Annotated in this window: 18 protein-coding genes; 5 read left to right on the top strand and 13 right to left on the bottom strand. The window is 62.1% G+C overall.

What is annotated here, in order from left to right; all coding sequences use genetic code 11:
• Positions 1-116: 116 nt before the first annotated feature.
• The 4 genes from AC6GQJ_RS06165 to AC6GQJ_RS06180 all read right to left on the bottom strand — a co-directional run bounded on the left by AC6GQJ_RS06165 (position 117) and on the right by AC6GQJ_RS06180 (position 6,385).
• Complete coding sequence (locus AC6GQJ_RS06165; protein ID WP_500772810.1) at positions 117-2,684, bottom strand: putative PEP-binding protein; 2,568 nt, start codon at positions 2,682-2,684, stop codon at positions 117-119.
• 178 nt (positions 2,685-2,862) lie between these two features.
• Positions 2,863-4,935 (bottom strand): glycine--tRNA ligase subunit beta, encoded by a 2,073-nt coding sequence (gene glyS / locus AC6GQJ_RS06170; protein WP_500772812.1) that lies wholly within the window; start codon positions 4,933-4,935, stop codon positions 2,863-2,865.
• Positions 4,935-5,450, bottom strand: a complete 516-nt coding sequence (locus tag AC6GQJ_RS06175) for a DUF6446 family protein (protein ID WP_500772814.1) — start codon at positions 5,448-5,450, stop codon at positions 4,935-4,937. Before AC6GQJ_RS06175 ends, glyS begins: the two co-directional genes overlap by 1 nt.
• A complete protein-coding gene (locus tag AC6GQJ_RS06180; protein WP_500772816.1) occupies positions 5,447-6,385 on the bottom strand; it encodes a glycine--tRNA ligase subunit alpha in 939 nt (312 codons plus the stop codon). Before AC6GQJ_RS06180 ends, AC6GQJ_RS06175 begins: the two co-directional genes overlap by 4 nt.
• A gap of 202 nt (positions 6,386-6,587) precedes the next feature.
• Here AC6GQJ_RS06180 and AC6GQJ_RS06185 point away from each other — a divergent pair, with 202 nt between their 5' ends.
• Both AC6GQJ_RS06185 and AC6GQJ_RS06190 read left to right on the top strand, forming a co-directional pair.
• Positions 6,588-8,342 (top strand): serine protease, encoded by a 1,755-nt coding sequence (locus AC6GQJ_RS06185; protein ID WP_500772818.1) that lies wholly within the window; start codon positions 6,588-6,590, stop codon positions 8,340-8,342.
• Positions 8,343-8,477: 135 nt separating this feature from the next.
• Positions 8,478-8,741: a hypothetical protein gene (locus AC6GQJ_RS06190; protein WP_500772820.1), complete on the top strand. Its 264-nt coding sequence runs from the start codon at positions 8,478-8,480 to the stop codon at positions 8,739-8,741.
• Positions 8,742-8,838: 97 nt separating this feature from the next.
• Here the strand turns inward: AC6GQJ_RS06190 and AC6GQJ_RS06195 are convergent, their stop codons facing one another.
• From AC6GQJ_RS06195 to AC6GQJ_RS06215, 5 genes are all read right to left on the bottom strand, one after another.
• Positions 8,839-10,455, bottom strand: coding sequence for a thiamine pyrophosphate-binding protein (locus AC6GQJ_RS06195; protein WP_500773827.1), 1,617 nt, complete (start codon positions 10,453-10,455; stop codon positions 8,839-8,841).
• Complete coding sequence (locus AC6GQJ_RS06200; protein WP_500772822.1) at positions 10,455-11,903, bottom strand: TrkH family potassium uptake protein; 1,449 nt, start codon at positions 11,901-11,903, stop codon at positions 10,455-10,457. The genes AC6GQJ_RS06195 and AC6GQJ_RS06200 overlap by 1 nt, the downstream gene beginning before the upstream one ends.
• Before the next feature lie 104 nt (positions 11,904-12,007).
• Positions 12,008-12,235, bottom strand: coding sequence for a DUF1127 domain-containing protein (locus tag AC6GQJ_RS06205; RefSeq protein ID WP_500772824.1), 228 nt, complete (start codon positions 12,233-12,235; stop codon positions 12,008-12,010).
• 188 nt (positions 12,236-12,423) lie between these two features.
• On the bottom strand, positions 12,424-13,107 hold the full coding sequence (locus AC6GQJ_RS06210) for a glutathione S-transferase N-terminal domain-containing protein (protein WP_500772826.1): 684 nt from the start codon (positions 13,105-13,107) through the stop codon (positions 12,424-12,426).
• Positions 13,108-13,134: 27 nt separating this feature from the next.
• Positions 13,135-14,076, bottom strand: coding sequence for an alpha/beta hydrolase (locus AC6GQJ_RS06215; protein ID WP_500772828.1), 942 nt, complete (start codon positions 14,074-14,076; stop codon positions 13,135-13,137).
• Positions 14,077-14,371: 295 nt separating this feature from the next.
• Here AC6GQJ_RS06215 and metZ point away from each other — a divergent pair, with 295 nt between their 5' ends.
• Both metZ and folE2 read left to right on the top strand, forming a co-directional pair.
• Entirely contained in the window at positions 14,372-15,568 is a 1,197-nt protein-coding gene (metZ, locus tag AC6GQJ_RS06220) for an O-succinylhomoserine sulfhydrylase (RefSeq protein WP_500772831.1), read from the top strand.
• 171 nt (positions 15,569-15,739) lie between these two features.
• Positions 15,740-16,843 carry a GTP cyclohydrolase FolE2 gene (folE2, locus tag AC6GQJ_RS06225; protein WP_500772833.1) on the top strand — a complete coding sequence of 368 codons (1,104 nt, stop codon included), beginning with the start codon at positions 15,740-15,742 and terminating at the stop codon, positions 16,841-16,843.
• Positions 16,844-16,906: 63 nt separating this feature from the next.
• Here the strand turns inward: folE2 and AC6GQJ_RS06230 are convergent, their stop codons facing one another.
• From AC6GQJ_RS06230 to ftsY, 3 genes are all read right to left on the bottom strand, one after another.
• Entirely contained in the window at positions 16,907-17,518 is a 612-nt protein-coding gene (locus AC6GQJ_RS06230) for an inner membrane-spanning protein YciB (protein WP_500772835.1), read from the bottom strand.
• A gap of 9 nt (positions 17,519-17,527) precedes the next feature.
• On the bottom strand, positions 17,528-18,430 hold the full coding sequence (locus AC6GQJ_RS06235; protein ID WP_500772837.1) for a DMT family transporter: 903 nt from the start codon (positions 18,428-18,430) through the stop codon (positions 17,528-17,530).
• Between the two features lie 109 nt (positions 18,431-18,539).
• On the bottom strand, positions 18,540-19,817 hold the full coding sequence (ftsY, locus tag AC6GQJ_RS06240) for a signal recognition particle-docking protein FtsY (protein WP_500772840.1): 1,278 nt from the start codon (positions 19,815-19,817) through the stop codon (positions 18,540-18,542).
• A 49-nt stretch (positions 19,818-19,866) separates the two neighbouring features.
• Between ftsY and AC6GQJ_RS06245 the strand changes: the two genes are divergently transcribed.
• Positions 19,867-20,769, top strand: coding sequence for a lytic transglycosylase domain-containing protein (locus AC6GQJ_RS06245; protein WP_500772842.1), 903 nt, complete (start codon positions 19,867-19,869; stop codon positions 20,767-20,769).
• 44 nt (positions 20,770-20,813) lie between these two features.
• On the opposite strand, the gene AC6GQJ_RS06250 is transcribed toward AC6GQJ_RS06245, so the two are convergent.
• Entirely contained in the window at positions 20,814-22,508 is a 1,695-nt protein-coding gene (locus AC6GQJ_RS06250; RefSeq protein WP_500772844.1) for an NAD(P)H-dependent oxidoreductase subunit E, read from the bottom strand.
• Between the last annotated feature and the right edge of the window lie 18 nt (positions 22,509-22,526).

The following is a 22,526-nucleotide window of genomic DNA, read 5'->3' on the forward strand; positions in this document are numbered from 1 at the left end:
CTATGAAGAAAAAGTTTCAACGTCCAGTTTTGCGAGCCAAAACAGGCGTAAATCCGCCGTACGGCGAAGTATTGACACATTTCTCGGTTGACAATTTCACGGGACAACCCGTTGATTCAGCGCCCGATTTTATCCCGTATCGCCAATTGTGCCGCAGCCAGCCGCGCGACAGGCACACGGAAGGGTGAACAGGACACATAGTCAAAACCCGCAGCCCGACAGAAGGCAATCGATTCGGTATTGCCCCCATGTTCGCCGCACATGGACAAAGTGATGTCCGGACGGGCCGCACGACCGCGTTCCGCCCCGATTTGCAGCAACTCGCCCACCCCGTCGATGTCCAGCGTGTGGAACGGGTCTTCGACAAAGACTTCCTGCCGGACATAATCGGACATGAACCGCCCCGCGTCATCGCGGCTAAGCCCATAGGTCATTTGCGTCAGGTCGTTGGTCCCGAAGCTGAGGAAACTGCAATGCTGCGCGATATCGCCCGCACGCAAGGCGGCGCGCGGCGTTTCGACCATCACGCCAAGTCGGTAGGTGAAATCCGCGCCTTTTTCATTGGCAACAGCAGCGGCAATGGCGTCCACGCGGGTGCGCACCAGTTCGACCTCGCGCTTGGCACTGACCAGCGGGATCATGATCTCTGGCACCACAGGATCGCCATCGCGGCTTGCCTCGATCGTGGCCTCGAAAATGGCGCGGGCCTGCATCTCGTAAATTTCCGGCACCGTCACGCCAAGGCGCACGCCGCGCAGACCCAGCATGGGGTTATATTCCATCATCGCCTCGATCCGGCGGGTTACGTCGGACAGGGGCAGATCCAGCGCGTCGGCCAGTTCGCGTTGCCCGTTGCGGTCCGTGGGCAGGAATTCGTGCAAGGGCGGGTCAAACAGGCGGATGCAGACCGGCTGGCCCTGCATGATCGTAAACAGCTGGATAAAATCCGCCCGCTGCATCGGCAAAAGCCGTTCCAGCACCGCGCGACGGTCATCGCCCGTTTCGGCAAAAATCATCTCGCGCATCACGGTCAGGCGACCTTGGTCAAAGAACATGTGTTCCGTCCGGCACAAGCCGATGCCTTGGGCGGCAAAGTTGCGGGCGGTTTGCGCATCGGTGGGCGTGTCGGCATTGGCGCGGATGTCGATATCGCGCACCTCGTCGGCCCACTCCATCAAATCCTGAAACGCGTCATCAAGGGCCGCTTCCAACATTTCCGGCGCGCCCAGCAGGATGGTGCCGTTTGTGCCATCGACCGTCACCACATCGCCCGCCGAAATTATCCGCCCGTCGCGCGAGACAAGCTGGCCCTTCAACGTCTGGAACCGCATGTCGGACACGCCGACCACGCACGGCAGGCCGATGCCGCGCCCGATAACCGCCGCGTGACTGGTGATGCCGCCGCGTTCGGTGATCACGGCCTTGGCCGCATGCATGCCGCGAATATCCTCGGGCGAGGTTTCGCGGCGCACGAGGATACAATCCTCGCCCCGCGCCGCGCTGGCCTGCGCCTCGTTCGCGGAAAAGACGATCCGCCCCGTCGCCGCACCGGGGCTGGCAGCAATGCCCGCGCCCAGCAGATCGCGCATGGCGTGGCGGTCGATCTGGCGGTGGAGAAGTTCGCTCAGCGCGCTTGGTTCGACGCGCATCAACGCCTCTTGGCGCGGAATGATCCCATCGCGGGCCAGTTGCACCGCAATCCGCACCGCCGCACGGGACGAGCGCGACACCCGCACCCCGTCCAGAATATACAGGTGCCCGTTCTCAATCGCGAATTCGAGCTGCATTTCCTCGCGCAGCTTGCGGCGCATGATCTTGGCCTGTTCGACCAGTTGGTCAAAGCAGTCCGGCACCAGTTCTTCCAGCGAGGGGCCGCGATCATCGCGCGAGATATAGAGGCTGCCTGCCCCGCCGCGCAACGCATCGCGCCCCTGCGACTGGCGCAGATAGCGGCCCGTAATGCGCGGCATGCCCGTTTTGGACGAGACCAGTTGCAACACGCCCGACCCGCTTTCGCCTTGCCCGACGCCGAACACCATCTGTTGGATCACAAGGCCCAAGCCCGCCTCTGCGGGGGCGCCCTTGGCCTGCCGCAACAGGCGGGCCGAGGTGCCTTCCCATGCGCGGGCCATGGATTTCAGCACGCCCGCCAATTGTTCGGCGCGCGTGGGCGGGAAAGGCATGTCGGTTTCCGCCTCATAGGCGGAGAGGACCGCTTGCAAAGCTGCGGGCCCTTCGCCGGTGATGGCGTCGAACATATCGGGGTCAAGCCGGTCCACGTGGATTGCGTAGCTTTGGACAAAGCGGGTGAACAAAGCCGCCGCCGCGTCTGATCCCAGCGTGTCGCACAGGATGTCATAGCGGGTCGCGTTCATGCCGATGTTCAGAATGGCCGACGGGCCGCCCCAATCGGGGTCTTCGCTTGAGGGGCGCACACACAACAAGGCGTCCTGCGGGAACTGTTGTAGGATCGCGTCGATGTCGGGCAGATGGCCGCTGGCGATCTTGTGCACCGCGTCAAAGGACAGCGCGACCGTGGGCGGCACAGGCAGATCAAGGCGCACCAGCCGTTGCAGACATTTCGCCCGGCCCCCATGGGTAGCCGCCGCAATCGGGGCTTGCGGTGTCACGCGGGTGGCGTTGGGATTATTCTGCACTGCGGCGATCCTTTCCCCATGCACCATAGAGTGTAAACATGATGTGACAATAGGCGGTTATGCGCTTTTGGGCGATCCCTGCGGGAGGGTGCTGCGTCTTGGGTCGGTGGATCTGCGCGAGCGTTGGCGCGGGGGGAAACGGCGCAGGGGGGCCAGCCCCCCGGCCTTCGGCCTCCCCCCGCAGTATTTATCGCCAAAAGAGGCGTTAGCCGTCGATCTTTGTCAAATCCGCAACAGACAGGCAGAGGGTGCGGATGCGGCTGAGCAGGTTCAGGCGGTTGCGCCGCAGCGTCTGGTTGTCCGTGTTGATTTGCGTGGCGTCAAAGAACGCGTCAATCGGCGCACGCAGGGCGGCCATGGCGGACATGGCCGTGGTAAAGTCCTGCTGTGCCATGGCGGGGGCGATTTTACCCTCGGCCTGATCAAGTGCTGCGAACAGGCTGCGCTCGGCGTCGTTCTCGGCGAATTTCTCGTCCGCGCCAAAGGAGTATTCGACGCCATCAGCCTCTTCGGCTTGGGTCAGGATGTTGTTGGCGCGTTTGAACCCTTGGATCAGGTTCTGGCCGTCATCGGTGGCCAGTGTTTCGTTCAGTGCGCGGGCGCGTTTGACGAGCAGGGCGAGGTCGTCATTGCCGTCCATCGCGATGCAAGCGTCGATGATGTCGTGGCGGATGCCCTGATCGCGCAGGTAAACCTTGAGGCGGTCGTGGAAGAAGGACAGCAGGTCCGCCGCCTGCTCCGATGACAGCGACAGTTGCGCGCCCTCGCGCGAGAAGATCGCGGTCAGCGGGGCAGTCAAGTCATTGTCCAGTACCAACCGGATCACACCCAAAGCGGCACGGCGCAGGGCGAAGGGGTCTTTGCTGCCCGTCGGCTTCTCGTCGATGGCCCAGAAGCCTGTCAGCGTGTCGAGCTTGTCCGCCAGCGCCACGGCGACAGAAACCGGCGCGGTGGGCACATCGTCGCTGGGGCCAAGCGGGGAATAGTGTTCTTGGGCGGCGGCGGCAATGGCGCCATCGCGGCCCGACGCCTTGATGTAATAACGGCCCATAAGCCCCTGAAGTTCAGGGAATTCATAGACCATTTCCGAGCTCAGGTCCGCCTTGGCAAGGCGCGCGGCCTCTTCCACCATGTCGGCGTCGGCCCCGACCACGGGGGCCAGTTCGCGGGCCAGTGCGGCGATGCGTGCGATCCGGTCCGCTTGCGAGCCGAGCCTGTTGTGGAAGGTCACGTTTTTAAGGGATTGGGTCCAGACGCTCATGTCTGCATTGGCGATGCGCAGGTCGTTTTCCCAGAAGAATTTCGCATCCGCCAACCGCGCGCTCAGCACTTTTTCGTTGCCCGCAAGGATGGTCGCGCCATTGTCGGCGGTTTCGCGGTTGGCCACAGTGATGAACCGTTCAATCCGGCCCGTTTTGGGGTCGCGCACCGAGAAGAACTTTTGATGTTCCTTCATGGAGGTTTGCAGCACTTCGGGCGGCAGGTCGAGGAAATCGTCGCCGATCTTGCCCATTAGCACCACAGGCCATTCCACTAGGCCCGCCACTTCGGCGAGCAGGCTCGCGTCCTCAACCACTTCGAGGCCGGAGGCAAAGGCCATGTTGGTGGCGTCATTCCAGATGGTTTCGGCGCGGTCGGCCGCGTCCAGCACCACATGGGCGCGTTTCAGCTTGGCGCTGTAGTCGTCAAAGGAAGTGACGGAGAACGCCGCAGGCGCGTGAAACCGGTGTCCGCGGGTCGTGTCGCCAGAGGCGATGCCGTCGATGTCGAGGGGAACAACATTGCTGCCAGCCTCGTCCGTCAGGATGCACAGGATCGAGTGCAGCGGGCGCACCCATTTCAGCGCGCCCGTGCCCCACCGCATGGATTTGGGCCACGGGAAGTTGCGCACGGTTGTGTCCAGCACTTCGGCGACGATCTCGGCTGCGGGGCGGCCCGCTTTTTCGATTACGGCAAACAGGACCGGCCCTTTGGGCGTGTCGCGTTCGGTGACCTGATCACGGGTCAGGCCCGTGCCGCGCAGGAACCCTTCGATCGCCTTTTCGGGCGCATCGGCGCGCGGGCCTTTGCGTTCCTCGCGCAAGGTGGGCGATTGGGCCAGCACGCCTTCGACGGTCAGCGTCAGGCGGCGTGGCGTGGAAAAGGCCGCAGCAGAGGCATAGGTCAGCCCCGCCTCGACCAGTCCGTTGGTCACCAGTTTTTGCAAATCCTCGCTGGCGCGTTTCTGCATGCGCGCGGGAATTTCCTCGGAGAAGAGTTCAATCAGAAGATCAGGCATTATTGGTCGTCCCGCTTGGGGCATTCTTCGCCCACGATGGTCCCGTCATAGGCTTTTTCGCCACAGTCATTCAGTTCGTGCCAGACATAGCCGCGCCCGTCCTCGGTGATCGCAACGATGCGGTCCACCCCGAAGGCCACGTTCTTTTCGCCCAGAAACGGCAGGGCCGTGCCCGCGTCGAGTTCGGCGGCGATGGAAGGCGCGTCAAAGCAGTCGAACCACGCAGGCGCATTGCGCGGCACGGCGCTTTCCAGCCCCACATAAGTTTCCGTCAGCAGCGCCAGCGACATATCGGTGGTGAAACAGGCGCGATAGCGGATGGGCGAGCTGTCGGCGTCAATCGCCTCGAAACTGTCGATGCTGATCGCTTCGGGCATGTCCGACACGACCGAGACCAGTTCCACCTCTTCAGCCTCTACCGCTTCATAAAAGCCGTAGACCTGAAGATAGTAGAGCGCAATGCCGCCGATCAGGGAAGAGACCACAATGCTTGCCACGATGAGTTTCCCGTTCATGACACCGCTGCGGTCCATCCGCCTGCCTTTGTCTGCACAAAAGCATCGGCGCATTGTTTGGCCAGCGCACGCACGCGCCCGATATAGGCTTGGCGTTCGGTGACCGAGATGACGCCGCGCGCGTCCAGCAGGTTAAAAATGTGGCTGGCCTTGATGCATTGGTCATAAGCGGGGTGCGCCATGATGATCCGTTTGCCGGTTTTCGGGTCCACATGTTCGGCTGCGAGGGTCTTGGCGCATTCGGCCTCGGCCTCTTCGAAATGGCGCAACAACACCTCGGTGTTGGCGGTGTCGAAATTCCAGCGCGCGTATTCTTCTTCGGTCTGTTTGAAGATGTCGCCATAGGTCAACGGGATCGCCGTGTCGGGGTCGTTGAACGGCATCTCCATCACGTGATCCACGCCAAGGATATACATCGCCAGCCGTTCCAGCCCGTAGGTCAGTTCGCCCGAGACAGGGTGGCAGTCATGGCCGCCGACCTGCTGGAAATAGGTGAACTGCGACACTTCCATGCCGTCACACCACACTTCCCAGCCCAGCCCCCACGCGCCAAGCGTCGGGCTTTCCCAGTCGTCTTCGACAAAGCGGATATCGTGCAGGTCCATATCGACGCCGATGGCCTGCAACGACCCCAGATACAGTTCTTGCAGATCGGGTGGCGAAGGTTTGATCAGCACTTGGTATTGGTAATAATGCTGCAACCGGTTCGGGTTCTCGCCATAGCGCCCGTCGGTGGGCCGGCGCGAGGGTTGCACATAGGCCGCCGCCCACGGCTGGCTGCCCAAGGACCGCAACGTGGTCGCGGGATGGAAGGTGCCAGCGCCGACCTCCATGTCATAGGGCTGCAGAATCGCGCAGCCTTTGGATGCCCAATAGTTTTGCAGTCGCAGAATGATTTCCTGAAACGAGCGCGGAGTGGACGGGGTGTTTGACATGGGCCTGACCCTTTGATGGATGCGCGCCTTACCTACGGCCCGACCCAGAAGAGGTCAATTGCACGCGAGGTCTCTTTTTGCGTCCAATCAGCCATTTTCATTGCCATGGTTTCCTGCGTATTCTCTCGCCCATAATATCAGGCACCAAGACCATCAAAGGGGATATCGGGTGATTTTCAGACGGATAGCATTGGCATGTGTGATGCTTGTGGCATGGCTTGGTGCGGCTTTGGCGCAGGAAGAGGTGGTGTGGGTCCAGATCGAGGCGCAACCGAACCTTGCCGACGCGACCGAGCGCGCGCGCTTCTTTGCCGCCGATTTGCCGGATGTGAACGGATTTGCCCTTGGCAGCGGCTGGTACGGGATCGCCCTTGGCCCCTACACGCGCCGTGACGCCGAACAGGTGCTACGGGTCTATCGCGGTGAAGGTGTGGTGCCGCGTGACAGCTATATCGCGCTCGGCTCCACCTATCGCCAGCAGTTCTGGCCCGTGGGCGCCAATGTGCTCAACCGTGGCGTGGTTGAAGCCCCCCTGCCCGCCGCACAAACGCCCGAGGCTGAGGCAGAGCCGGACACACCTGCCGCCACCGATGAAGAAACGGTCGAAGTGCCCGTGGCACAGCCCGCCCCACCCCCTGCCGATGAAACACCGGCAGAGGCACAGCGCAACGAACGCCTGCTGACCCGTACCGAGCGTGAGGACGTGCAGCGCATGCTGGCATGGGCCGGAGTCTATAACGCAGGCATCGACGGTGCATTCGGTCGTGGCACGCGCAACGCCATGGCCGCATGGCAAGAACAGAAAGGCTTTGACGTTACGGGCATCCTGACCACCGAACAGCGCGCCGCCCTGCGCAAGGATTACAACGCCGTGCTCGAAGGGCTGGGCCTGCAAATGATGCGCGACGACACTGCGGGGATCGAGATGATGCTGCCTGCGGATGTGGTGGCCTTTGACAAATACGAATACCCCTTTGCCCATTACACCAGCACGGGCGACATTCCGGCGACGGTGCTGCTGATCTCTCAAGCGGGGGACCAGTCCACGCTGTTCGGCCTTTATGACATCATGCAGACCCTCGACATCGTGCCGCTGGACGGCCCGCGAGAGCGCAAGGACCAGTCCTTTGTCCTGATCGGAGAGGACGCGACGCGGGTGTCGGAAACCCGCGTGTCGCTGCAAGACGGGCATATCAAGGGCTTTACCCTTGTGTGGCCTGCGGGGGACGAGGAACGCCGCCGCCGTTTGATCACGGCCATGGACAAAAGCCTTGTGCGTCTGGCGGCAGTAATCCCGCCCAGTGCCACCACCGAAGAACAGGCGATCGATCTTGTGTCGGGCCTTGATGTGCGCGCACCGCGCCTGTCGCGCTCGGGCTTTTTCGTGGACCGTCGCGGCACTGTCATCACCACAGCCGAGGCGGTCGAGTCCTGCGGGCGCATCACGCTGGACACAGAGACCGAGGCCGAAGTGGCGCTGGTGGATGCCGCCAAAGGCGTTGCGGTTCTGACACCAGCCACCGCGCTGGCCCCGCTGGCCGTGGCACGGTTCAGCGATATCACCCCGCGCCTGCAATCCGAGGTCGCGCTGTCGGGCTATAGCTATGAGGGCGTGCTCGGCGCGCCGTCGATGACATTCGGCACCCTGTCCGATGTGCGCGGCCTGACCGGCGAGGCGGATCAGGTCCGCCTTGATATGCCCGCCCTGACAGGTGATGCGGGTGGCCCCGTATTGGACACAGGCGGCGGCGTGATCGGCATGTTGTTGTCGCAGCCCGCGTCCGAGCGGACATTGCCCGAGGACGTCCGCTTTGCGCTGGACCGTGTGGCCTTGCAGGACGTGCTGGCCAAGGCGGGCATGGCCGCCGCTGGTACCAACAGTTCGACCCCGATAGACCCCGTTGATCTGAGCGCCGAAGCCACAGGCATGACCGTTCTGGTCAGCTGCTGGGACTGAGCCTTAGACTGGGGCATTTCAGTTAAATTGTGAACACTGAAAGATGCGCTGTTAGCCTTGTGTTAACAGCGCATCTTGCATTCCGAACCCACCAGCGTGGGGGCGCATCATATTAGACAGTGATCGGAGTGTGTCATGTTCAAAACCGTTTTCAAAACCATCGCCATCGTCGCCATGGCCCTTGTGCCTGCCCTGCCCGCCGCCGCAGCGGTCAAGCCGCCCGCCACCTATCAGGGCCAGCACTGGACCCATCCGCTGGGCTGTGAGTACAGCCGCGCGGGCCGCCCGAGTGAGGTGATGTGGTTCCTGATCATCAACACCGCCAAGAAGGGCTGCCCGTCCTATATCGCGGGCACCACATGGGGCGGCGTGTACCGCGCCGAAGGGTCCAAGATCTGAGTTTCTGACGGATCACAGGGGGCGGGCGCGGTGTGTTCAGGGGCTCTGCCCCCGGCGCTGCGCGCCTCCCCCGCAGTATTTTTGGCCAAAAGAGGCGTTAGGTGCCGCGCAGGATTTCCGGTGTGAGGTAGACCAGCGTGGGGCCGTCGGCGTCAAAGGCATCCCGTACCACTTGCTGCATCTCATCCAGCGTGGCGGGGGCGCTGGCGTGGGCGCCGAAGGCTTTGGCGAGGGCGCAGAAATCGGGATTTCGGGCCACCACAGCATTGGGGGCGATCTGGGCGCGGATCATGCTGTCTTCAATCTCTCCCAGTTTTGTATTGTCCCACAAGATGATCGGGATCGGCAGACCGAGTTCGACCGCCACACCGAGTTCCGCCATCGTGTAGTGCAAGCCGTAATCCCCGATGATTGCCATTGTCGGTTTGCCTGCGCGTGCGACCGCGCCGCCGATGGCGGCGGGCGTGGCATAACCCAGCGTGCCGAACCCTGTCGGGTGGTGCCAGTGGCCGGGGCGGGGCATGTCCCACACCTCTTTCGCGGTGTAGGCGAGTTGGGTCATGTCGGAATAGATCATTGTGTCGGGCGGGACGGCGGCACGCAGGGCGTCGCAGACCGGCACAAGGCCGGGGCGCTCGGCCTCCAACTCGGCCCGCCAACGGGCGCGGGTGCGCGCAACCATATCTGCCGACCAGTCCGAAGTCATTTGACCCAACTCTTTATTTTGGGCTAGGCAGACCAGCATATCCACGGGATCGGCGACGATCCCCTCTTGGGCGCGGTGATGGTCCTGTACCACTTGCGGGTCGGAATCGATGCGGATCATGTCAGCACTGTGCCCCAAGGCGTCGCGCCACAAATCAACCTCGGCCAGTTCCGAACCGAACACCAACACCAGATCACTTTGCGCGAACACCTGCGCGCTGTCTGGTCGCGCAAGCGAGGCACCGAAGAACAGCGGGTTGTCGGCGCGCACCAGTCCGCGCCCCGCATAGCTCACGAAAGAGGCTGCTTGGGTCTTGTCCAATAGCTTGCTGATCCAGCTTTGGATCTTGGTGGTTTCAGGGCCACGCACCATGCCGCCACCAAAGACGAACAGCGGGCGGCGGGCCTGTTCCAGCCGTGTCGCAAGGTACTCTGCCGCCGGATTGGCGCGGGCCGAGGAGTAGCCGGGCACTGATACGTCCGGTTTGGTGGGCGCGGGATCGGCCAATGCTTCAAGCACAGAGATCGGCACCTGTATATGTTTGGAGCGCGGGCGCTGCGTTGCGAACTCGACCAAGGCGCGGTCCACCAGCCTATAGGCCGCATCGGCACTGCACGCTTCCTCTGACCAGTCGCAGACGGTTTCCGCCGCCGCGCGCTGGTCTTTCATCTGGTGCAACTGCCCTTTGCGGGCGGCGGTTTCATCCAGACAAGAAGAGATCACCAGCACCGGCACACTGTCGCTATAGGCTTGTCCCATCGGCGTCATGATATTGCACAGGCCGGGGCCGGTGATGACATAGGCAACGCCCGGCTGGCCGCTGGCCCGCGCATAGCCATCGGCCATGAATCCCGCACCCTGTTCGTGGCGGGCCAGCACATGGGTGATCCCCGCCTCTTCGATGCCGCGATACATTTCCTGATTATGCACGCCCGGAATGCCAAAGATCACGTCGACTCCGCGATCCTTGAGCATGTGGGAAATCTGTGCGCCAAGGGGCCGGTGCATCATGCTCTCCAGAACTGGACGGTAAAGATGACGTAGACGGCCATGATCTCAAGCCGCCCGATCAGCATCGCCGCCGCCAGCAGCCATTTGGCCGTGTCGTTCAGGCCCGCGAAGTTGCCTGCGGGGCCGATATGGGGTCCGAAACCGGGACCGATATTGCCCAGTGAGGTCGCCGCGCCTGACAAAGCGGTCACGAAATCAAGGCCCGTCATGGCCAGCGCCACGGACAGGATGCCCAGCGTCACCGTGAAGAAAACAAAGAAAGACATGACCGAGGTCAAAACATCCTCGCCCACCGGACGTCCGGCATAGCGCGGGGTGAACACGCCATGGGGGCTGCGGGTTTTCTGTAACTGTGCCTTGATCGACGCGAACAGGAGTTGATAGCGGAACACCTTGATCGAACAGGCGGTCGAACCCGCGCAACCACCAATCAGGCCGGTAAAGAACAAGACCGCCACCGCGAAACTGCCCCACTGGCTGTAATCAGCATTGGCATAACCCGTGCCCGTCATCAGCGAGACCGAGTTGAACAGAGCAAGCCGCAAAGCCTCTTCGCCCGTGGCGTGGGATTGCAGCATGTTCCAGCCCGTGATCAGGGCCGCGATCACCGCAGCCGTGATCAAGAAGGCGTGGATTTGCGTGTCGCGGAGCAAGGGGCGCGCGGTGCCTGCACTCAGTTGGACAAAGCGCACGAAAGGCAGCGCCGCAAGGATCATGAACAGGCAGGAAACATAGGCCACAGCAGGTGCGAAACCGGCAAAGGACGCGTCGTAATTGGCAAATCCGCCCGTGGCGATTGTGGTCATCGCATGGACCACCGCATCGAACGGCCCCATCCCTGCCGAGATATAGGCAAGCGCACAGATCAGCGACAGGGTGACATAGATGCCCGAAATCCGGCTGGCGATTTCCGTGGCGCGGGGCAGGATTTTCCCCATCGTATCGAACCCTTCGGTCCGGAAAATCTGCATCCCGCCAACGCGCAGTTCGGGCAGAAACACCATGGCCACAACGATGATACCGATGCCGCCCAGCCATTGCAGAATACCGCGCCACAGCAGCAAACCGCGTGGCAGACCCTCAAGCCCCGAAAACACCGTCGATCCCGTCGTGGTAAGGCCCGACATGGATTCGAAAAATGCGTCGACAAACCGCGCCTCGGTCGCCCCGAAAAAGAACGGCAGCGCTCCAAACACAGGCAGGGCCAGCCAGACACTTGTGGTCAAAAGGAATGTTTGCTGGATCGTCAGACCTTCGCGCACGCTGTTGGAACAGCTAAGCGCGAGAACACCACCAACGATAACGCTGATGATCGCGCTTTCGGCAAAAACGGCCCAATGGCCATTGCCATCCGCAAGGTCAAGGAACATCGGCACGATCATCGCAACGCCCAGCATCGCGACAAGCAATCCGATTACATATCCAACAGGGCGCAGGTCAAACATCAGCGCCAGCGTTGAAGGGCTGCGACGGGGGTGTCAAGCGTATCGAACCCCACGTCGCGCAGCCAAGGCAAAAAGCCCGGACAATCCGAGCCGTTCACAGCAGATCAGATGTGCATCAGATCGCGGAACACAAACGCGGCGATATCTTCGCGGCGCAGGTTCATGGCGGCCAGTTCTTCGTCTGTTTTCGCGTTCAGCGCTTCGACTTTGCGCAGACGGGCATCGGCGCTTGCCGAAACGGTGATTGCGCGGCCAAGAGCAGCGAAAAAGCCGGTGATATAGGACATGACGCCGAAATTGGTGCCAGTGTGGGATTGTGTTACATAAGCCATCGGATACCTCGTTAGGTGCAGCGGAGAATGTCTCCTTGGGTTGCCTCTGACTTAGAATGCCGCAGTGCAGAATACCAATGCCGATCCTGCATAGCTGGTTTGCGCCCCGCGATAACCAGCTGAGTTTCCTAAACTATTCCCCCACCTACGCCTACGAATTGGGCGACTTGTGTACGAGGTGGTGCCTGTTATTTCTGCTTGAACAGGTGATTTTGCGCTTTTTTGTCCTGCGCGGCTTTGCGCTTTTCGATGTGCAGGGCCTGTCCGGCCTGCACGGCGGGGCGATCACCAACCGCCTTCAGCCAGCGCGCAAGATGCGGTTTGTCATCAAGGGTTTGTTCCTGCCCTTCCCACAGCGACGCCCATGGCCAGATCGCCATGTCCGCGATGGAATACTCCCCCGCGACATAGTCGTTGTCAGCCAGTTGACGGTCCAGCACTCCGTAAAGGCGCGCTGTCTCGGCGCGGTAGCGGTCCTTGGCATAGGTGATGTCGTGGCCCATCTGCGGCGCGTATTTCAGAAAATGATGCGCCTGCCCCGCCATCGGGCCCACCCCGCCCATCTGCCACATCAGCCATTGGTCCACCGCGATGCGCCCGCGTTCACTCCGTCCGCCAAAGCGGCCTGCCTTGCGGGCCAGATATTGCAGGATCGCGCCGGATTCGAAAATCGACACGGGCGCGCCATCGGGCCCGTCGGGATCGACAATCGCCGGCATCCGGTTGTTCGGAGAGATCTTCAGAAACTCGGGCTTGAACTGGTCGCCATTGCCGATATCCACCAGATGCACCTTGTATGGCAGGCCGAATTCCTCAAGCGCGATGGACACTTTCCACCCGTTCGGTGTGGGCCAGTAATATAGGTCGATCATGCGCATCCCCTCCGTTTTGTACGGAGGCTATGTTGCGGCCTTTTGCGGGGCTGGCAAGGTCCAGCCCATGGCGGGGCGGGAAAACAGGCGCGACCAGCGCGGCGCGGGATGCGCGGGCAGCGCCGTCTGCATCTCTTTCAACACGACGCTGTCCGGTGTGCGCAGGATGCGCGCATAGAACCGCAAAACTCCCGGACGGGTATAGCCCGACCAATGGCACATGCGGCGGCTCGGGGGGGAAACATGGCCGCCGAAACGGGTCAGCGCCGCCAGCGTGCGGGGGCAATCAAGCTGGATATTCACTGCATGGGGCAGTGCGATCCCCGCGCTCATCGCTCTGTCGCCTCGCACCGGCGGGGCCATCAAACGCTCGTACATGAAATCGAACACGTCGTTTTCACGGCTGGTGATGTTGAACAGCTCCGCCGCCTGCCCCGCCGGCGTCTGCATCGCCTTTGTTGCACGGGCGGCATAGCTGGCCCCTGTCAGCGCGATGATGCGCTGGACCGCACCCGCGGGCAGGTCATGCAGCGCCTCGAACGCGACTTCGGAGCCCATGGAATGGGTGATGATGTGGATGGGGCGGCGCGGTGCGCGGCGGTGGATCGCGCCGATCACCTGCGCCAGATGACGCCCCGCCGCACGGGCCGCCCGTTCGGCGCGCCACAGGTTGCCGCGCCCGCGCCATGCAAAGGCAATGGCCAGCCCTTCGTCCCCGTCGCGACCCGTGCCAAATCCCAGATGGCGCAACCATTGCACGTCATTCGTCGCGGTTTTGTGCGCGGGCAGCCCGAAGATTGAGGTATGAGGAGAGCAGCTAGAACAATCAGGATCGTATTTGAACCCATGGACCAGAACGATCACCGGACCCGCCCCTGTGGCGGCGCCCTGCACCGCGCGCATCGCGCAGGCGGGTGATCGGTGCAGAACCAGACCGTCTGGCCCCGCGTTCAGTCTCAGGATTGGCATTCCAATACCTCCTACCACATCTAGTGGGGCCGCTATGGACCAGACATATGACGCGCACATGAAAATTAGGTTACAGCACCGTGACGGTGTTGACGGGCAACAGTTCTGGTCGTAGGCACCCTATGTGGCGATTTGTTACCGGATTGCGGGCCACCCCGACGCTTTGACATCAAGGTGGGTCGGAAAAATTCTGCTAAAAGGTCAGGATGAAAGCCCCCCTTTCGCTTGACTTGGCGACTGGGGTTTTTTTGTGGCCTGACCCCGTTCTCAGGCCCATGATCTGAAGGACACTGTCATGAGCCGTGACAAAACCAACACTTGGAACCCGCGCACCCGTGCCGTGCATGGCGGCACCCGCCGCAGCCAGTATGGCGAGGTGAGCGAAGCCATCTTTCTGACCCAAGGCTTTGTCTATGACAGCGCCGAAGCCGCCGCGCAGCGCTTTGAAGCGTCCGGCGATGACGAATTCATCTATGCCCGCTACGGCAACCCGACCGTCGCCATGTTCGAAGAACGGATCGCGATGCTTGAAGGGGCCGAAGATGGCTTTGCCACCGCCAGCGGCATGGCGGCTGTGTCCGGCGCGCTGATGTCCATGCTGAAGGCGGGCGACCGTGTCGTGTCGGCCCGCGCGCTGTTCGGGTCGTGCCTGTACGTGCTCGAAGACATCCTGACCCGCTACGGGGTCGAGGTGGAATTCGTCGATGGCACCGATCTGGACGCATGGAAGGCCGCGATCACCCCCGCGACCAAGGCGGTGTTCTTTGAATCAATCTCGAACCCGACGCTTGAGGTGGTGGATATCGCCGCCGTGTCCGAACTGGCCCATGCGGTCGGTGCGACTGTGCTGGTGGATAACGTGTTTTCCACGCCCGTCTTCTCGAACGCCGTCGCGCAAGGGGCCGATGTGGTCATCTACTCCGCGACCAAACATATCGACGGTCAGGGCCGCGCCCTTGGCGGCATCATCCTTGGCAGCCGCGAGTTTATCCGCGGCACGGTCGAACCCTACATGAAACACACGGGCGGTTCGATGTCGCCGTTCACTGCGTGGATCATGCTCAAGGGGCTGGAAACGCTAGACCTGCGCGTGCGCGCCCAAGCGGCCAGCGCACTGGCTTTGGCCGAGGCGTTGCAGGGCCACCCCAAACTGGCCCGCGTCATCTACCCCGGTCACGCCAGCCACGCGCAGCACGCGCTTGTGCAGGCTCAAATGGGCGGCAAGGGCGGCACGGTGCTGTCCCTTGATGTGGCAGGCGGTCAGAAAGCAGCCTTTGCCTTCCTCAACGCGCTCAGCATCCCCGTGATCTCGAACAATCTGGGCGATGCGAAGTCGATCCTGACCCATCCGGCCACCACCACCCACCAGCGCCTGCCGCAAGACCAGAAAGACAGCCTTGGCATCACCGACGGTCTGGTACGCATGTCCGTGGGTCTTGAGGATGAGCAGGACCTGATCGCGGACGTCCTGAACGCACTGGAACAAGCATAATTTTGCTGGGGGCCGCAGATTCTGCCGCCCCCTGACATTTTCTGTCAAAAGTCTGTGTTAAGAGTCATCCGGTACGTATCTGCGACCGTATACGATTATGTTAGCAGCGATGACAAAGTGCGCCACAATACTTAAGTAAGATGCGTACAAGACAGAAAGGGGGGCTACTCTATGAACATTCATACGCCCGAAATCACTGCAATACCCGAACGAGACGAAGCCGAAGCAGCACTGGACCTGTTGCGCCGATGGGCGCGCAGCGCTTCGACCACCGAGATTCTGGATCTTGACCCCTCCGTTGCACGGCTGGTGCCGAACGGGGACGCGGTGAACTATCCGACCTTTGAACGTACCTACCCCGAAGATTTTGCCGTCACGCCTGAATACAAGGCGTCCCTGCCCGATCTGCAAAACGGCCCGACCAGCCTGATCCGCGGATCGCGCCAGCATATCCAGCATGTGGGGATTTCGAACTTCCGCCTGCCACTGCGCGTCAAAACTCGTGCAGGCGATGCGCTGACGCTGGAAACCTCGGTCACGGGGACGGTCAGCCTTGATGCGGAAAAGAAGGGCATCAACATGTCCCGCATCATGCGCTCGTTCTACAAATATGCTGACGAAACCTTCAGCTTCGATGTGATCGAGGCGGCGCTGGACGACTATAAGACCGACTTGGAAAGCTTTGATGCCCGCATCCAGATGCGCTTCAGCTTCCCGATGAAAGTGGAAAGCCTGCGTTCTGGCCTGTCGGGGTATCAGTATTACGACATCGCGCTCGAACTGGTGGAAAAGGCAGGCGTGCGCAAAAAGATCATCCATCTGGATTACGTCTATTCGTCGACCTGCCCATGCTCGCTGGAACTGTCCGAACATGCCCGCGCCACGCGCAGCCAATTGGCGACGCCACACTCGCAACGCTCGGTCGCGCGGATTTCTGTGGAATTGGAAAACGGCGCGCAATGCCTGTGGTTCGAAGACCTGATCGACGCCTGCCGCCGTGCGGTCCCGACCGAAACGCAGGTGATGGTCAAGCGCGAGGACGAACAGGCCTTTGCCGAACTGAACGCAGCCAACCCGATCTTTGTTGAAGATGCGGCGCGCCTGTTCTGCGAACAACTGCTGGCCGATGCACGGATTGGCGACTTCCGCGTGGTGGCAAGCCATCAGGAAAGCCTGCACAGCCATGACGCCGTGTCCGTCCTGACCGAAGGCGAGACCTTTGCCGCCGACAGCATCGACCCGCGCATGTTCGCCTCACTGGTGCACAGCGGCTAAGCGGCCCGCCAACGGGCCACCACTCACACGTCAGACCAGATAAGGCGCGCCAAACGGTGCGCCTTATTCCGTTTTGTCAGCGTCTTCGATCAGGTAATCCTGCAAGGCGTGGATCTGCCAGAACAGGAAGGCGACCAGCGCGATGGGAAAGCCGAAGGTTTCGATCTTCACCCATGCATCGGTGGACATGGTGCGCCAGACCACCTCGTTCGCGATGGTCAGAAAGGCGAACATCGCACACAAGCGCCGCGTAAGGATCATCCACCCCTCATGGCGCATCGGCATTGCATCGTTCAGCACATAGGCCAGCCAACTTTGACCGCGCAGCAGGCCAATGCCCAGCAACAGCGCGAACATGCCATAAACGATCGAGGTCTTCATCTTGAAGAACCGCTCGTCATTAAACCACGCCGTAAGGCCGCCAAAGAAGATGACCATGAAGGCCGTGAAAATCTGCATCCGGCTCAGCTTGCCCGTCATTGCCCACAGCACGCCCATGGCGATCAGCAGGATCGGCACAAAAATCAGCGTGGCCACGATAAAGCCGGAATATTCCACTCCGCCCATGACATAGACATTGTCGCGGATGCGCAGGTAGATCAGGAAAAAGACCAGCGGTGGCCCCAGTTCCAGAACCTGCTTCATGATCGGATTGATGTCGCGTGCGTCGCTCATAAGTGTCCTCTATCCGCCTAGTTCCACGATCACCGCGCCAAGCGCGATCAGTGCCATCAGGGCAATTCTGCGCGGTCCTACCGTTTCTTTCAGGACCAGCCAACCGATAACGGCGGCAAAGACGGTGGATGTTTCGCGCAGCACCGCTGCCTCGCCCACCTTGTCGAGCCGCGTGGCCATCATCACCGACCCGAAGCTGAAGAAGGCGACCAGCCCACCGAATATACCCCGCAAGGCCAGCGGCGGCAGGTCTGGCGGGTTCTCCATCCGGCGCCAGCGGCGCAGGGCGATGACCGGCATTACCAGCCCGTCGATCATGAAAAACCACGCCAGAAAGGTGAACGGGTTTTCCGTCGCGCGGATGCCGTAGGCGTCGTAGGTTGTGTAAAGCGCCACAAACAGCCCCGTCAGAAAGGCAAGACCAAGCGCGAGGTGCAGCGTGTCCCGCTCGGCCTCCAGATAGCGCAGGTTATAGGCGGCCAGTCCGAAAATCCCCGACAGCAGGACAATTACGCCAAGCCATTGCACGCCGGTAAATGTCTCGGAAAACAGGACATAGGCGCCGATCACCGTGAACAACGGCCCCGTGCCGCGCACCACCGGATAGACGACCGTATAGGCCCCCTTGGTATAGGCCCACGCCTGTAGCAGCTTGTAGACCATGTGGATCAGCCAGACTGTGGCAAAGATCACCCACATATGCGGTTCGGGCCATGGCACCACGAACAGCGCGAAAGGCGCGGCCATCAGGCCATAGGAGGCATCAATCGCCCCGCGCGTCAGCCACGGATCATGCCGCCCCTTTTGCAGCGCGCCGAACACCGCGTGCAGAAAGGCCGCAAGCAATGCAAGGACCAGCGCCATCTGGTGGCCTGTCGGCGTGCCCTCGATGCTGACGAGCCATTCGGTCATGGCAGTGCCACATCTGTTGGCTGTTCGCGTGCTGCGGCGTCAGAGGGGGGCCAGCCCCCCACCGCTGCGCGGCTCCCCCCGCAGTATTTTTGGCCAAAAGAATGGCGGGTCATTCAGTGTCTATGCCGGTGAGGGCGGCGGCGAACTCTTCGGGATCGAAGGGTTGCAGATCGTCTATCTGTTCACCCACACCGATGGCATGGATCGGCAGGCCGAACTTATCCGCCAGCGCCACCAGCACGCCGCCTTTGGCGGTGCCGTCAAGCTTGGTCATCACTAGCCCCGACACGTCCGAGACCTGCTGGAATACCTTGACCTGATTAAGCGCGTTCTGCCCCGTGGTCGCATCGAGAACCAGAAGGGTGTTGTGCGGCGCGTCGGGGTCTTTCTTGCGGATGACGCGGACGATCTTGGCCAGTTCCTCCATCAGGTCGTCGCGGTTTTGCAGCCGTCCGGCGGTGTCGATCATCAACAGATCAGCGCCGTCAGCTTGGGCCTTGGTCATCGCCTCAAAGGCGAGGCTGGCGGGGTCGGACCCTTCGGGGGCGGTCAGCACCGGCACCCCTGCCCGTTCGCCCCAGACCTGAAGCTGTTCGACAGCGGCGGCGCGGAAAGTGTCTCCTGCCGCGATCACCACCGACTTGCCCGCGGCGCGGAACTGGCTGGCCAGCTTGCCGATGGTGGTGGTTTTGCCCGAGCCGTTTACGCCAACCACCAGCACTACTTGCGGCTTTTGCGCATAAAGCGGCAGCGGCTTGGCGACGGGTTCCATGATGCGGGCGATTTCGCGCGCCATCAGATCTTTGATCTCGGGCACCGACAATTTGCGCCCCATGCGGCCCTCGGCCATGTTCGCCGTCACACGCAGGGCGGTGTCCACGCCCATATCGGCGGCGATCAGCAACTCTTCGAGCTGTTCGAGCATGTCGTCGTCAAGCGTCCGACGCAGCACGGGCGCGTCGTCCTTGCGGCCCAGAAGACGGCCCAGCAGGCCGGTGCGCGCGGGCGCTGCGACGGCTGTGTCATCCGTGCCGGGCGCAAGGGGAGGCATTTCGATCGGTGTCGGCGCAGGCTGCGGATCGGGCGCGACGGGGGGCAATTCGTCTGGCGCGACGGGGGGCAGTTCGTCGGGGGCCTCGTCTGGCAGTTCTTGCGGCGATGGCGGCACCGGGTCCGGCACGGGCGCAGGCGTTGGTGCGGGTTCCGGCGCAGGGGTAGGTTCTGGCATCGGCTCCGGTTTTGGCTCCGGCTTAGGTTCTGGCGCAGGTTCCGGTGTCGGGGTTTGCGGTGTTTCCTCGCCGCCGTCCTCGACGATGGCCTCAAGCCCTTCGTCGATTTTCGACGAGGATTTGAACATACGATCCTTGAGTTTCTTGAAAAATGCCATGATGCCCCGATACTTGCTCTACTCCCTGACCTAATACGGGCATCGCGCTATGAAAAGGTACGAGTTTTGGCGGATCGCCCTATTGTGGCTGTGTCTGGCCGCGCCGGTGGCGGGTTTTGCACAAGCGCAGGGGACGATGTGCAGCGATGGCCGACTTGGGCCGGTTGCCTGTATCCGCCCCGATCACGCCGCTTTTGACATCTGTCAGCACATCGCGGGGGCGAGCCGCCGCTATGACATCGACGCGGGCTTTTTCGCGCGGCTGCTTTGGCAGGAAAGCCGCTTTGACGTCAACGCGCTTAGCCCTGCGGGCGCGCAAGGCATCGCGCAGTTCATGCCCGCCACCGCCACACTGCGCGGGTTGGAGGACAGCTATAACCCCGCCGAGGCGATGGAGCGGTCGGCGCATTACCTGTCTGAACTCACGCGGCGCTACGGGTCATACGGGCTGGCAGCAGTCGCCTATAATGGCGGCGAAACGCGGGCCGAGGGGTTTCTGAACGGTGGTGGGCTGGCGCGGGAAACCATTGATTATGTGCGCATTATCACAGGGTTGAGCGCCGAAAACTGGCGAGATGCACCGCCAAAGGCCCACGACTTCCGCCTTGACGGAGACAGGCCGTTCATGCCCGCCTGCCTTGCGCTGGCAAAGGCCCGCAAACTGTCCCCGCTAGGCCCACCGCCGCGCCGCTATGCCCCGTGGGGTGTCGAGATTGGATTTGGCAGCAACCGCAAAGAAGCGCGCGCCCGCATCGACCGTAAAACCCGCGCCTGCCGCGCCATGGTGCAGCGCGAAACGGTCGACTATATCCCCGTGCCGTCGCGCATCAGAGGGCGCGATCCCTATGTGATGGGGCGCATCGGGCGGTCATCGCAAAAAGGCGCGGTGGCGCTGTGCCTCAAACTGTCCCAAGCGGGCTGTGACTGTCGTGTGCGGGCGAATCCCGACTAGCGCCCGCCACCGTCACTTTTGTGGCATGGCGGCTGAGCGACCGCCTAAACCTCTTCCGGAAAATGTTTCATCGTCAGGCGGATCGGATTCGGCGCTGCCTGTCCTAGCCCGCAGATCGAAGCATCGGCCATGGCTGTGCACAACTCGTCCAGTAGCTCCTGATCCCAGCGGTCGGCCTGCATCAACTTAACCGCTTTTTCACAGCCCACACGGCATGGCGTGCACTGGCCACAGCTTTCATCCTCGAAAAACCGCAGCATGTTCAGCGCCGCATCCCGTGCGCGATCCTGATCGGAAAGCACAACCACCGCGGCCGAGCCGATGAACGATCCGTGCGGCTGCAATGTGTCGAAATCCAGCGGCACGTCGTCCATCGATGCAGGCAGCAGCCCTGAAGACGGACCGCCCGGTTGGTAGGCCTTGAACACATGGTCCTCGGCCATGCCACCGGCGGCGGCGATGATGTCGGTGATGGTGGACCCTGCGGGCAGCAGATAGACGCCCGCCTGTGCAACCCGCCCTGATACGGAGTAGCTGCGCAAGCCGGTGCGCCCGTTCTTTTCCGTGCTGTTCAGAACCTGCGGCCCCTCACGGCAGATGCGCGCAATCCAGTGCAGGGTTTCGACATTGTGTACCAGCGTCGGCTGACCGAACAGTCCGACCTGCGCCACATAAGGCGGGCGGTGACGGGGAATACCGCGCTTGCCCTCGATGCTTTCGATCATCGCGGACTCTTCGCCGCAGATATAGGCCCCTGCCCCGCGCCGCAGGTCAATGAAACCTTCTTCGACCAAACCAGCCGCTTCCAGCGCCTTGATCTCGCGCGCGAGAATTTCAAGAACCGCCGGATATTCGTCGCGCATGTAGATGAACGCCCTATCCGCCTCGACCGCCCACGCGGCGATCAGCATCCCTTCGAGGAACAGATGCGGCGTGCGTTCGAGGTAATAGCGGTCCTTGAACGTGCCGGGTTCGCCCTCGTCCCCGTTCACGGCCAGATAGCGCGGGCCGGCATTGTCGCGCACAAAGCCCCATTTGGTGCCCGACGGGAACCCCGCACCGCCAAGACCGCGCAGCCCACTTTCCTTGATCGTGGCCTGCACCTCTTGCCAGTCGCCTTGCGCACGCAAGTCTCGAAGACGGGCATAACCACCGGCGGCGACATAAGCGTCCAATCCTTCGTAGTCGGGAATATGGGCGTGGGTGTCATTTGCCGCGATGGCCGCATGCACCAGATCGGGCGTCGCGTTGTCGATATGCTTGTGCCCCAGTTCGAGCACCGGCGCGGTATCACACCGCCCCATGCAGGGCGCGCGCAGCACACGCACCTCGGACGGGTCCAACCCGTCCTCAAGCGCGGTCTTGAGCGCCTGCGCGCCCGCCAGTTCGCAGCTAAGGGAATCGCACACGCGGATGGTCAGCGCGGGCGGCGGGGTCTCGCCCTCTTTCACCACGTCGAAATGGGCATAGAAGGTGGCGACCTCATAGACCTCGGCCATGCTCAGCCGCATTTCTTCGGCCAGCGCACGCAGATGGGCCGCGCTCAGATGGCCATAGGTGTCCTGAATAATGTGCAAAAACTCGATCAGCAGATCGCGGCGGCGCGGCGCATCGCCCAGCAGGGCGCGAACCTCGTCCCATGCCTGATCGTTCAGGCTGCGTCCCTTGGTATGCGTGCGGCCCTTGCCCTTGCCGGACTTCCAGACGCCCTTGCCTTTTGCCGCGTGATCCAGCGCCATGTCGTCGCCTCCCGTCCC

The organism is Tateyamaria sp. 7Alg 36 (assembly GCF_059882455.1).